The 12,114-nt window shown below is 69.2% G+C and carries 6 protein-coding genes and 2 tRNA genes; 5 read left to right on the top strand and 3 right to left on the bottom strand.

What is annotated here, in order from left to right; translation table 11 throughout:
* The first annotated feature begins 55 nt into the window (after nt 1–55).
* Together HMPREF2826_RS06290 and HMPREF2826_RS06285 are read left to right on the top strand one after the other, a co-directional pair.
* Nucleotides 56–2,809, top strand: coding sequence for a VWA-like domain-containing protein (locus tag HMPREF2826_RS06290; protein ID WP_070640276.1), 2,754 nt, complete (start codon nt 56–58; stop codon nt 2,807–2,809).
* 36 nt (nt 2,810–2,845) lie between these two features.
* Entirely contained in the window at nt 2,846–4,372 is a 1,527-nt protein-coding gene (locus tag HMPREF2826_RS06285) for an ATP-binding protein (RefSeq protein ID WP_070640273.1), read from the top strand.
* An 85-nt stretch (nt 4,373–4,457) separates the two neighbouring features.
* On the opposite strand, the gene HMPREF2826_RS06280 is transcribed toward HMPREF2826_RS06285, so the two are convergent.
* From HMPREF2826_RS06280 to HMPREF2826_RS06270, 3 genes are all read right to left on the bottom strand, one after another.
* A complete protein-coding gene (locus HMPREF2826_RS06280; RefSeq protein ID WP_070640271.1) occupies nt 4,458–5,666 on the bottom strand; it encodes an FprA family A-type flavoprotein in 1,209 nt (402 codons plus the stop codon).
* Nucleotides 5,667–5,736: 70 nt separating this feature from the next.
* Nucleotides 5,737–5,812 (bottom strand) — tRNA-Lys (locus tag HMPREF2826_RS06275).
* 12 nt (nt 5,813–5,824) lie between these two features.
* A tRNA-His gene (locus tag HMPREF2826_RS06270) sits at nt 5,825–5,900 on the bottom strand.
* 348 nt (nt 5,901–6,248) lie between these two features.
* Here HMPREF2826_RS06270 and HMPREF2826_RS06265 point away from each other — a divergent pair.
* Genes HMPREF2826_RS06265 through HMPREF2826_RS06255 form a run of 3 tightly spaced genes read left to right on the top strand, consistent with a single transcriptional unit; the run spans nt 6,249 to nt 12,057 of the window.
* Entirely contained in the window at nt 6,249–6,599 is a 351-nt protein-coding gene (locus HMPREF2826_RS06265; protein ID WP_070640269.1) for a hypothetical protein, read from the top strand.
* Nucleotides 6,596–11,287: a VaFE repeat-containing surface-anchored protein gene (locus HMPREF2826_RS06260; RefSeq protein ID WP_070640265.1), complete on the top strand. Its 4,692-nt coding sequence runs from the start codon at nt 6,596–6,598 to the stop codon at nt 11,285–11,287. The genes HMPREF2826_RS06265 and HMPREF2826_RS06260 overlap by 4 nt, the downstream gene beginning before the upstream one ends.
* The gene (locus HMPREF2826_RS06255) at nt 11,284–12,057 is read left to right on the top strand and encodes a class B sortase (RefSeq protein WP_070640262.1); all 774 of its coding nucleotides are present in this window, start codon (nt 11,284–11,286) and stop codon (nt 12,055–12,057) included. Before HMPREF2826_RS06260 ends, HMPREF2826_RS06255 begins: the two co-directional genes overlap by 4 nt.
* Nucleotides 12,058–12,114: the final 57 nt, after the last annotated feature.

Raw genomic sequence — 12,114 nt, 5'->3', positions numbered from 1 at the left:
CCATTTGTCACAGCAGTTCTCACTATGCCATAGTTACGCAGTGAGGGGAGGGCGCATGGACCAGCCCGACAAGAATCTCTCGCGCCTCCGCGCGCTGAGGCAGGCGCTGGCATCGCGTGACGTCGAGCGCCTGCGCGGCCTGCTCGCCGAGGCGCCCGGCCCCGCCGACCTGAGCGCCCTCGAGGCGGTGGACCTCCTGGAGCGGGCCTGCGCCTTTGGGCCCAGGGCCGCCGCACAGCTGGTCTGGGAGCACGTCCGCGGGGACTTCGCCTACACCGGCTGGGCGCTCGCGCTCGCGCTGCGCTGCGCCCAGGGCGACGTGGCGCGCTGGCTTCTGAAAGATGAGCGCCAGGACCTGCTGGGCGGCGTCCGGCGTCCGCGCGCGGCGCGCGGGCTGCTTCCCCACGAGGCGACCTTCACCCGCTTTAACTTGACGCGCGAGAGCCCCACCCTCTTCGTCAACAACATGGACCCCACCGTCTCGACCGAGGTCTTCGAGGACTTCACGGGCACCGAGCAGCTCGCGGGAGCGCCCTGGGGCGCCGCGGTCTCTCTGGAGCGCACCTGCGAGCTGGTGCTACAGCTGGCCCGGGAGGGGCTCTTTGACCCCGTCGTCTTCGACGACCTGCTGCGTGCCTGCCTCGTCAAGGCCTGGCACGCCCTACGACACGCCGGACGTCACCAGCCCGAGGCGGCGCGAACCTGCCTTGGGCTCGCGCGCGAGCTTCTCAGGCTGCACCGGGACTGCGGCATGGGCGACGCGAACGTCGAGCTCATCATGGGCAACCTTATCGTTCCCAAGGCCAACCCCGCCATCGTGGCCTTTGTGTGCCAAGAGGGGCCCTCCGTCTTCCTGGGACGCCTGCGGACCCTCTCATGGCTTCAGGATGACGTCGAGCTGCTGCGCGCCATGGTGCCTCGGCTGTCGCCCGCGGACGCCCGGGGCAACGAGGCGCTGCTCATGGCGCTGGCGCGCCATGGGCTCATCGACGAGCTCACGACCATCGCCGCCTGGCCTGACACCTTCACGCCGCGCAGCCTCCCGTCGGCCGTCCAGGTTGCCTCCTCGGCGGGCCACGCGGAAGTCGCCGCCTGGCTTCTGGCCCGGCTCGAGGGCCTTGGCCGCACGAGGGCGACGGCGCGCGCCGGCGAGGGCCCGCGCGCCCGGACGAAGGCGCCCACGTCCCGACACCCGCCTGCGGCGCGGGCGAACGTGTCCGACGGGGCGGCGCCGTCCGCCACGCCGCACAGGGAGGAAGGCGCTCAGGGCGTGGCCCCCTCCGACAAGACCGCGGCGGCCGGAGCCGACCCGGAGGCAGACGCGCTCGCCCGCCAGATCCTTGAGCTGGCCCGCTGCGAGGTCGTGGCGCGCAACCCCTTCCTGGCGAGCTCCCTCTCGCTGCTGACGCCCGTCGCCGGCCACGAGTCATCCAGCCTGTTTCGCGTGGACGGGCGCAGCCTCGGCTATGACGTGGAGCGTGTGATGGATGACTTCGTGGAGCATCGCCGAGCGCCGACCCATGACCTCGTCCACGCGCTCGCCCACTGCCTGCTGCTCCACCCCTTCGTGGGGGGAAGCCTGCGCAGGCGGCACTGGAACCTCGCCGCCGACATCGCCGCCGAGGCGGTCGTCGCCGAGCTCATGGGGCCACGAGACGGCCTGCGAGGCAGCCGGGAGCAGGCCGTGCTCGACCAGCTGGGCACCGCCCTCGCGGGACGCCTCGGTGCCGAGCGCATCTATCGCGCGCTGGGAGAGGGGCGCTTTGAGAACGCGGTCGAGCAGTGGGAGCGGCTCTTCGTCTCCGACGACCACGGGCTCTGGTATCCCGAGCCGCAAGACGCGCCTGCGGACGACGGGAAGGGGGACGAGGGCGGCCCCCGACAGGGCGAGCGGCCTGACCGAGCCTCAGACCCCAACGAGGGGGAGGGCGCCTCCGAGGGTCTCGGCGCCCCCCGTGACGGCGACCAGGCACGCGACCTGCCGGGAGCTGACGACGACGCGCCCCACGACGGCCCGCCGCCCGCGAGCGGGGGCGCACAGGCCGCCTGCGAGGACGCGCGCGCGCAGGAGCGCTGGGCCAAGGCCGCAAAGTCCCTGCGCGTGGACCTCGAGACGCTCTCACGGTCCTACGGCTCCCAGACGAAGGGGCTCGTGCGCGAGCTTGCCGTCAGCACGCACGAGCAGGTGGACTATCGCGAGTTTCTCCGCCAGTTTGCCGTGTCCAGCGAGGAGATGCACCTCTCTGACTCCGAGTTCGACTACGTCTTCTATACCTACGGACTCCAGCTGTACGGCGACACGCCCCTCATAGAGCCCCTGGAATACAGGGACGAGAAGCGCATCAGGGACTTTGCCATCGTCATCGACACGTCGAGCTCGGTGACGGCGACGGTGGTCCAGCAGTTCGTGGACGCCACCTTTGACGTGCTCACGAGCGCGTCAAGCTTCTTTGAGCGCACGAACATCCACATCATCCAGGCCGACGCCCGCGTGCAGGGCGACACCAAGATCAGCTCGCTCGCCGACCTCGACCGCTGGCGCCGGTCCATTCGTCTCAAGGGATTCGGGGGCACGGACTTTCGACCGGCCTTCCGCTACGTGCGCGAGCTCAGGGAGCGAGGGGAGTTCGATGACTTTCAGGGGCTCATCTACTTCACCGACGGCTGGGGCATCTATCCCGAGCAGATGCCCCCCTATAAGACCACCTTCGTCTTCTACGACGAGGACCACCGACCCGAGCTCGTGCCCGCCTGGGCGCTGCAGATCACGCTGCATCCCGGCGAGTTCGAGAGCATGTCCGTCTACTGAGCCGCTCCAGGCGACCCGGACGGAGAGGAGCGTCACATGAACATAGCCGAGGCCACCGAGCAGATCGAGGGTGCCGTGAGGGCCTACCTCGCCAAGGATGACGACGGGCTGGACATGGTGCCGCCCCCGATGCAGCGCCCCATCATCCTGATGGGCCCCCCGGGCATCGGCAAGACGGCCGTCGTGAGCCAGGTGGCCGAGCGTCTGGGCATCAACTTCGTGTCCTACTCGATCACCCATCACACCCGACAGAGCGCCCTGGGCCTCCCCTACATCGGCGAGGCGCGCTTTGGCGAGCGTGACTATCGCGTCAGCCGCTACACCATGAGCGAGATCATCGCCGCCGCCTACGACGCCGTCGAGCGGTCCGGCACGAGGGAGGGCATCCTCTTCTTGGACGAGGTCAACTGCGCCTCAGAGACGCTCATGCCTTCCATGCTGCAGTTTCTGCAGTACAAGACCTTCGGGCAGCACCGCCTGCCTGCCGACTGGGTCATCGTCTGCGCCGGCAACCCCCCCGAGTACAACCGGGCGGCGCGCGAGTTTGACCCCGCCATGATGGACCGTCTCAAGCGCATTGACATCGAGCCCGACCTCGACGTGTGGATGGACTACGCCACGACGCATGGCGTCCATCCCGCCGTCACGAGCTACCTGGCAAGCAAGCCCGCGTACTTCTATCGCCTGCGGGCGGGCGTCAGGGGGACGCGCATCGTGACGGCCCGCGGATGGGAGGACCTCTCCCGCATGATAGGCGCGTACCGCCGCGAGGGCATGGGCGTCTCGCTCGCGCTCGTCTCGCAGTACCTGCAGGACCGTGAGGTCGCGGAGGACTTCTCGCTGTACCTCGAGCTCTTCTCGAAATATGAGGACGACTACAAGGTCCAGGACATCCTGGACGGCACCGCCGCGCCCGGCATCGCCGATCGCGCCCGGGACGCCGCCCTGGACGAGCGCATCGCCCTCGTCAACCTGCTGCTGGGCGCCGTCCTGGCTGACGTCCATGCGCTCGATCAGGCACGCGGCGCCCTCGAACTGACGCGGCGTGCCCTTGACGGTCGTGACGCCCACGCGGGCGACACCCTGCCGCCATGGCTTAAGGCGCAGGAGCAGTCGTGCCGAACGACGGTGGCCCAGGCGCGCGCCAAGGGTACGACCGGCGAGGGGCGCCTCAAGACCCTCCTGGCCCAGGCGTCGCTTCTCGCGCGACTGCGCAGGGAGCTGCTCAGGGCCCGGACGTTGGGCGACGACGACGAGGGCGGCGCCTGCGCGCAGGCCCTGGCAAGGCGCGCGAGCGAGCTTGACGAGCGCGCGAGGACGGTCATGGGGCGGGTGGACAACGCCCTTGACTTTTTGGACGCCTGCTGCGGCGACGGGCAGGAACTGCTCGTGTTCGTGACGCATCTCGCGGTGGACGAGCCCTTCATGCGGCTGGCGAGCGAAGGCGGCGCAGAGGCCTTCGTCAGGCACAGCCAGGCCCTCATGCTCCATGAGCGGGGCATCGACCTCTTGAGCCAGGCGGAGCGCGTCGCGGCACGCACGGCCGGCACGAGCGGCAGCTAGGACCGGCCCATGGACGCGCCGCCGCCCCCGTACCCTGGTTGGGGGGCGGCGGCGCGGGACGAGACCATGGACGGCAGGACGAAGGCTAGCGCGCGAGGTCCTCGACGATGGCGTCCGCGAGGGCGTCGAGCTGCTCGACGTCATCCTCGGTCACGCTCGACTTGATCTTGACCATGGGGTCAAGGATCTGGACGTTGGACATGCGTCCCAGACGCTGCTTGAGGAGCGCGCCGGCCTGGGGCGACCAGCTGCCGTTCTCGATGATGGCGACCGTGCGGTTGCGCATGTTGTGCTTCACGAGGTCCTGCACGAAGTGGTCCATGCCGTCAAAGATGTCCAGGTTGTAGGTGGAGGAGGCAAACACGAGCGTGGAGTACTGAAAGGCCCTGGACACGAGCTCCGAGACGTCGGTCTTGGACGAGTCGTAGACGCGGACGTTCTTGAGGCCGCGCTCGGCGAGCTTGGCAGCGAGGATGTCGGCAGCGTTGGCCGTGTGACCGTAGACCGACCCGTAGAAGATGCAGACGCTGTCGTACTCCGGGGTGTAGCTCGCCCACTTCTGATAGCGCAGGAGGATGCGGTCAAAGTCCTGGCGCCAGAGGTGACCGTGCAGGGGGAAGATGTACTTGAGGTCGAACTTGGCCGCCTTGGCCAGGACCGCCAGGGTCTGCGGACCGTACTTGCCCACGATGTTGGCGTAGTAGCGCCGCGCCTCGCGGGCGTAGGTGCGCGTCCACTTGACCTCGTCGGCAAAGAGGTTGCCGCCCAGGGCGCCAAACTCGCCAAAGGCGTCGGCCGAGAAGAGCGCGCCGGTGTGCACATCAAAGCTCATGATGACCTCGGGCCAGTGGACCATGGGCGCCGTGATGAAGCGGAGCGTGTGACGCCCCAGCTCGAGCGTGTCGCCCTCCTTGACGACGATCTTGCGCGACTCGACGTCAAGGTCGGGATAGAACTGCCCCATGATCCTGAAGCCCTGCATGCTCGCGACGAGCTTGAGCTCGGGGTAGCGCCGCACCAGGTCGGGAATGGCGGCGCAGTGGTCGGGCTCCATGTGGTCAACGACCAGGTAGTCAAGGGGACGGCCCCCCAGGACGTGCGCGAGGTTCTCAAAGAGCTGGTCGCGCACGGCGTTGTCGATGCCGTCGAGGAGGCAGGTCTTCTCGTCCATGATCACGAAGCTGTTGTAGGACATGCCCTCGGGCGTGGGGTAGTTGTTCTCAAAGAGCTCAAGGCGGCGATCAGAGGCGCCCACCCACCACGTGTCCTCGCAAATCTGGCGAACGTTATGCATAAGCCACTCCTCACATTATCGAACTACAAAAATGGCCAGACACGACGAGGTGCCTGGCCTACCGTTTCAATGGTGGGTCGTGAGGGGGTCGAACCCTCGACCTTGGGATTAAGAGTCCCCTGCTCTACCATCTGAGCTAACGACCCATCGACGTGAAATGGGGTGGGTAGAGGGGCTCGAACCCTCGACCTACGGAGCCACGGTCCGTCGCTCTGCCAACTGAGCTACACCCACCATGCCCCACCTCGTATCGCGCTTGACTATCATGCCCAAAGTCAGTTCCCTTTGCAAGGGTCTTTTCCAAAAAATCTCAGCGGGTGCCCCTGGCGCGGCGCGGTGCGGGCGGTACGACATGTTCCGCGCGGCGGACATGCCAGGACGGGCGCGAGGTGACGGGCGCGCCAGCAGCCGACAAGACGCCGGCAACAAAGCCGCAAGCCTGCGGCAAGTAGCTTGCGGCGGCAGGCAGAGGGCCCCTCTTTCCCTTGATAAGCTCCGTGATTCCCTTTCGTGACCCGTGCGGCGACCCAAAACTTGAGAGTGCCGACATCGGATGACGCGTCACGTGCGAAGGGAGCGATCATGAGCAGCTGTCCGCAGCGTTCTGCCAACCTGACGATGGGAGGCCTTGGAGGTGGTCCTTCCGTGCGCGAGGGGCCCCGTCAGGACCCGCGGGCCCAAGCCCGCGCGCGTCTGGCGCAAAGCCCGCGCACCTGGCAGGCGCTCATCGCCGTGCTCGTCGCCGCCCTCGCGCTCCTCACGGCCCTGAGCGTGCCCGAGGGGCTCCAGAGCCTGCCCGTGGCCCGTTCCGCGCGCGGGGCGGCGACCGGTGACGCCTGCGGCGTGCGCCCGCTGCCTGCACGGGTCGTGCGGGAGGCCATGACGCTCGTCGGCTCCGGCGGCAGGTGCGCCCGGGGAGGCGATGCGCTATGAGACCCCTCCTGCGCCGGGCGCTCATGGCCTGCGCCTGCCTCGCCTGCGCTCTTGTGGCGATCCTTTACGTCGCCCCCCGAGCGGCGAGGGGCGCCGAGCCGCATCAGACGATCGACGTGGTCAAGACCTCCTTTGCGACCTTTTCCACGAGCCAGCCGCATACCACGGCCTTCTGCTGCGAATATGGGGTGTCCCTCGGCACAACGACGAGCTTCGAGCGGCGCGAGCGCGTCACGGGGGCGCTGGGCTACGTGCTCTATCACGGTCATCCGGCATCTCAGCACGTCAAAGGACTCTCGGGCAAAGACGCCCGCCTCGCCACCCAGTGGGCCGTCTGGCGCTGCACCGACGACCTGGGCTGGAACCACTTCCCCGGCGACATGGGCATGGAGGGCTACGTCGTGCTGACCGATGACGTCGCGCGCGGCATGACCAAGACCGTGCGCGACGCGGGCGACGCCCTGTACCAGGAGGCCAAGGCCTGGGCGGCCTCAACGGCAAACGTTGACGCCGCCGCCGAGAACAACTGCTCGTGGCGCTACGAGAACGCGCGCAACCCCACGTCGCAGGCCCTGGTCGTCACCAACCTCGAGCATGAGGGATGGCTCAGGCTCACAAAGGCGAGCGCGGCGTCGTCCATCACCCAGGACAACGGCTGCTACTCCCTCGAGGGGGCGCGCTTCGTCGCCTACGCCGACAGCGCATGCACGCACGAGGCCGGGACCCTCACGACCAAGGCGGACGGCACGGCGAACGTCCTCTCGCTCCAGCCAGGCAGATACTGGGTGAGGGAAGTGGAGGCGCCGAGAGGCTACGCGCTCTCCCAGGAGACGAGGGAGATAGACGTCGCCTCGGGCCGGGAGGCCGTCGTGAGCTTTGCCGACGAGCCGGCGGTGGATGACGGCTGGGCCCTCCTCAAGAAGGAGGACGAGGACACCAAGGGCGTGCCGCAGGGCGACGCCGCCCTGGGAGGGGCGCGCTTTCGCGTGAGCTTCTACGACAACGTGGACGGAACCACCACGGGCGCCCCAAGGCGCAGCTGGGTCTTTGCGACCAACGAGGACGGGTGGGTGGACTTTGGCAACGCCTCAAACCTCGTGGGCGGAGACGCGCCCTTCACCACCGCCGAGGGCAGGATCGTGATGCCGCTTGGCAGCTACCTCATACAGGAGGTCTGCGCCCCTGCGGGCTACGCCCTCCCCTCCCCTCCTCCCGCCTTCACGGCCGTCGTGAGCCAGGACGGCTCGACGAGGCGCGCCGTATGGCACGCCCAGACAGGGCCCACGACGACGGTTCCCAATGAACCTGATGTCGTCGGCGTGGCAGCGGAGCGGCCCCAGAGAACGGGAGAGGTCTCGGGCACGAAGGTCGACGCCGAGCGCGACGCCGGCGTTCCCCAGGGGGACGCCTCTCTCGCCGGCGCCGTGCTCTCCGTCCTCAACGCGTCAGACCACCCCGTGTCGTTCGGCGGCAGGATGGTCGACGTCGGGGCGGAGGTCACCACCGCCGTCACCGACGACGCCGGGGCCTGGCGCGTGGGAGGCCTTCCCTACGGCACCTACGCCGTGGTGGAGAAGTGCCCCTCGCCGGGCTACCTGCCCAACTCGACGTGGAGGCTCACGCTGAGGGCGCATGAGGGCGACGGTCGAAGCTACCGCCTACAGGCCCTCCCCGAACAGGTGGTGCGCGGTGACGTCCGCGTCGCCAAGGTCTCCTGCGAGAACGGCGAGGGCAAGGCGGAGGGAGCGGCGACCCTCGAGGGCGCACAGCTCGTCATAACCAACCGCTCGACCGTCTCGGTGCTGGCTGACTCGGGCGAGCTGAGGGAGTGCCAGCCGGGCGCCTTCGTCCTCACCGTCACGACCAACGAGGGCGGCGTGGCGCAGACCGAGGGCAAGGCGCTGCCCTTTGGCAGCTACGAGGTCATGGAGAAGACGGCCCCCGAGGGCTACCTCGTCAACAAGGGGTGGAAGAAGCAGTTCTGCATCAGAGAGGACGGTCAGAAAGTCGAGCTCGAAGGCCCCGACGCGACCGTGGCAGACCAGGTCAAGCGCGAAGGCTTCCACTTCTCGAAGAAGGACGCGCCCTCCATGGGCGCGCTGCCCCGCACCGCCTTCCTCGTCATCGCCCAGTCCGACCAGGACGGCGACGGGCGCAACGAGGCGCACGTGATCGTGACGGACGAGAACGGCGCGTTCGACAGCGACAACTTTGACGAGGGCCGCCTTGACAACGCGAACGACGCGGCCGTGGGCGACCTCGTCTTTACGCATGACGACTCTGGCAGGGTCATCGCCGACCTCGATGCGCTCAAGCTGTCAGACGAGGCGCTCGACCCCGAGAGAGGCGTCTGGTTCACGGGCCGCACCGACCTGACGACGCGGCCCAAGCCGGGCAGGAAGGCCTTTCCCTTTGACCGCTACACCGTGCAGGAGCTCCCCTGCAAGGCCAACGAGGGACGTCAGCTCGTCACGTTCGAGGTCGAGCTCAAGCCGGCTGACAGGAACGACGGCGCCACCGTGGACCTCGGCACCATCGACGACCACCCAGGCCCTCAGCTGAGGACGAGCGCCCAGGGTCCAGACGGCTCAAAGGTGCTGGAGGCGCAGGACGAGCTGAGCGTCAAGGACGCGGTCCACTACACCGGCCTCGAGCCCGGGGTGACCTACGAGCTGGAGGGCAGCCTGCACCTGCGCGACGTTGCAGGGACGGACCGTGGCCCCCTCTCGGACGCAGGCAAAACGGTGCGCGCCTCGCGCACCTTTACGCCCCAAGGCAGCTCGGGCACCGAGGAGCTCACCTTCGCGTTTGGCGGGGCGTCACTGCAGGAGGGCACCCAAATCGTGGCCTTTGAGACGCTGAGCAGGGACGGGTCCGTCGTGACGCGGCACGAGGACATAGCGGACGCGGCGCAGACGGTTGTGGTGAGGGCGAGCGGGCAGACGAGGGCGACGGCCGCGGGGACGGGCAAGGGCCTCATGGGCGCCTCCGCCAACCAAATCATCAAGGACACGGTGACCTACCGGGGGCTCACGCCCGGCAAGACCTATGACGTGCTGGGCACCCTGCATCTGCGCGGATCGGACGGCGGCGACGGCGGCCAGCTCACGACGCCCGACGGGACGCCCGTCGAGGCGCGCACGTCCTTCACCCCAAGCGCGCCGACCGGTTCGGTGGAGCTGAGCTTCTCGGTGGACGCCTCCTCGCTCGAGGGGAGCACCCTCGTCGCCTTCGAGACGGTGCGCGCGGACGGCGCCGAGGTGTTCGTCCATGCCGACATCGCCGACGAGGCGCAGTCTGTCCACATCCCCGCCATCCGCACCACGGCGCGCGGCGAGGCGACCGAGGACGGCGGCATCGAGGCCGCCAGCGCGCAGCGCGTCGTTGACACGGTGCGCTACGAGAATCTCGTTCCCGGACAGCCGTGCCGCATGACGGGGACCCTCCACCGACGCGGGGATGACGGGTCCGACCAAGGGCCCATCAAGGACGCCTCGGGCGCGGACCTCTCCTCGTCGGTGGAGTTCACGCCCAATGAGCCCTCGGGCTCCGTCGACGTCATCTTCCAGGTGGACGGCTCAAACCTCAGGGGCGCGCGCCTCGTCGCCTTCGAGGAGCTGAGCGTGGACGGCACCACCGTCGCCTCCCATGCCGACATCGACGACGAGGGGCAGACCGTGAGCGTCGCGGCCCTCTCGACGAGCGCGAGGGGGGCGGCGAGCGGGACGCACGAGGAGGAGGGACGCGGCACCACCAAGATCGTCGACACCGTCTCGTACGCGGGGCTCACGCCCAAAAAGGGCTATACCCTGACGGGGACGCTGCACGTGCGGGCCGACGACGGCTCCGACGCGGGCGTCCTCATGCAGGACGGCAGCGTCATGGACCCCGCGCGGGCAGACCTCTCCCAGGCGGTGAGCGTCTCGTTGGACCTGACGCCAGAGGCGTCGCAGGGAACGGTGGACCTCGAGTTCACCTTTGACGGGACGCTTTTGCTGGGCAAGACCGTCGTCGCGTTCGAGAAGCTCTCCCACGAGGGGAGGACCGTCGCCGCTCACGCGGACGTCAGCGACGACGAGCAGGCGGTGAGCATACCCAAGATCCTGACGAGCGCAGAGACGGAGGGCAAGAAGACGGCCCCTGCGGCCGAGGTGAGCGTCACCGACCGCGTCAGCTACGAAAACGTGACCCCCGGCCAGACCTATCGCGTCGTGGGGCGCATGGTGGACCAGACGGGCGAGGCGCTCTCGGACGAGAGGAGCGTCGAGTTCAAGGCCGAGGCGAGCGCGGGGTCCGTGGACGTTCCCCTGCAGGTTGACCTCTCCCGGCAGGCCGGCAGGAAGGTCGTCGCCTTCGAGCGTCTGGAGCGCGTCTGTGACGAGGGCGCCGATACGGTCGTCGCCCGTCACGAGGACCTCACCGACGAGGCGCAGACCATCGCGGTGGAAGCGCCCCCGAATGGCGGCGGTCCCAACGGAGGCTCCCCGCGTGGGGGCGCCGGCGTGGGCAAGGCCCTGCGCAGCCTGGCCCAGACGGGCTCGGGGCCCCTCGCCTGGGCGCTCGGCGCGGCAGGGTCCGCCCTCCTTGGGTCTGCCCTCTGGCGGGCGCGCGGCCTCAGGGGCCCACGGCTGGGACGCACGGCCCGACGCGCGCTCAGGGGCCGTCGGCGCGCCCATAAGCTCCCATGAGAAGGAGACCAGCGCCGCGCTGGGGCCTGCGCGCCGCGCTGGCGCTGGTCGCGGCCCTGGGGGCGGGCGGCATCGCGGGGGGGTGCCGCCTGCTTCTGGGGGAGCTTTCCTCCATACGGCAGGTAGAGGCCGTGGCCGTGGCGGCCCGCCAGGAGGCGGGCCCGCCCTCCCTCGCGCGGGCGCGGCAGGAGGCCCCCTGCTGCCAGGCCTGGCTCGAGGTGCCCGGCGCCCAGATTGACCTGCCCCTGGCGCAGGCAGACGCGTCGGACCCGGACTTCTTCCTCGGGCACGCCCTGGACGGGAGGCCCTCCTCGGCAGGCACGCCCTATGTGGACGCCCGCAGCCCCCTGGGGTCGCGCCACGTCATCGTCTACGGCCACCACCTGACGAGCGTCGGGGGGATGTTCTCGGCCCTGTTTTGCTGCCATCAGCAGCGCGAGTTTGACGAGCGCTGCCGCCCGGGAGCCATCCTCACCACGCCCGCCCAGGGACGCGTGAGGCTGTCGGCGCTCTGCGCCCTTTCCGTTGACAAGTCAAACCAGGACGTCCAACGGTTTGCGTGGAGGGACGCCGCCTCGTTCAGGACATGGCTCGAGGGGCTCTGCCACGACGCCACGGCCCGCGCCCCCGACGCGGAGGCGCTCGTCGCTCGGGCGACCGGCGCCGTCTCGCTTGTGACCTGCAGCTCGATATGGTCGGGCCGCAGGGGGCGCACCGTCGTCGTGTTCGTGCGCACGCAGGGAAGTAAAGCCAGGCTGCCACCTCGATGAGCGCGGGGGGCGGTGCGGCCCCTCGCCTGCGGCCCGTCGTCAGGCAGATTGTGTCAG

The sequence above is a fragment of the Olsenella sp. HMSC062G07 genome (genome assembly GCF_001811895.1).
In the GTDB taxonomy this organism is placed as follows: Bacteria; Actinomycetota; Coriobacteriia; order Coriobacteriales; family Atopobiaceae; genus Olsenella_F; species Olsenella_F massiliensis.
This window is presented reverse-complemented; position numbering and strand designations above follow the sequence as displayed.

Excerpts from the sequence above, each read along its gene's own strand:
- HMPREF2826_RS06290 (WP_070640276.1), top strand. The coding sequence starts at position 56 with ATGGACCAGCCCGACAAGAATCTCTCGCGCCTCCGCGCGCTGAGGCAG.
- HMPREF2826_RS06285 (WP_070640273.1), top strand. The coding sequence starts at position 2,846 with ATGAACATAGCCGAGGCCACCGAGCAGATCGAGGGTGCCGTGAGGGCC.
- HMPREF2826_RS06260 (WP_070640265.1), top strand. The coding sequence starts at position 6,596 with ATGAGACCCCTCCTGCGCCGGGCGCTCATGGCCTGCGCCTGCCTCGCC.
- HMPREF2826_RS06255 (WP_070640262.1), top strand. The coding sequence starts at position 11,284 with ATGAGAAGGAGACCAGCGCCGCGCTGGGGCCTGCGCGCCGCGCTGGCG.
- HMPREF2826_RS06280 (WP_070640271.1), bottom strand. The coding sequence starts at position 5,666 with ATGCATAACGTTCGCCAGATTTGCGAGGACACGTGGTGGGTGGGCGCC.
- HMPREF2826_RS06265 (WP_070640269.1), top strand. The coding sequence starts at position 6,249 with ATGAGCAGCTGTCCGCAGCGTTCTGCCAACCTGACGATGGGAGGCCTT.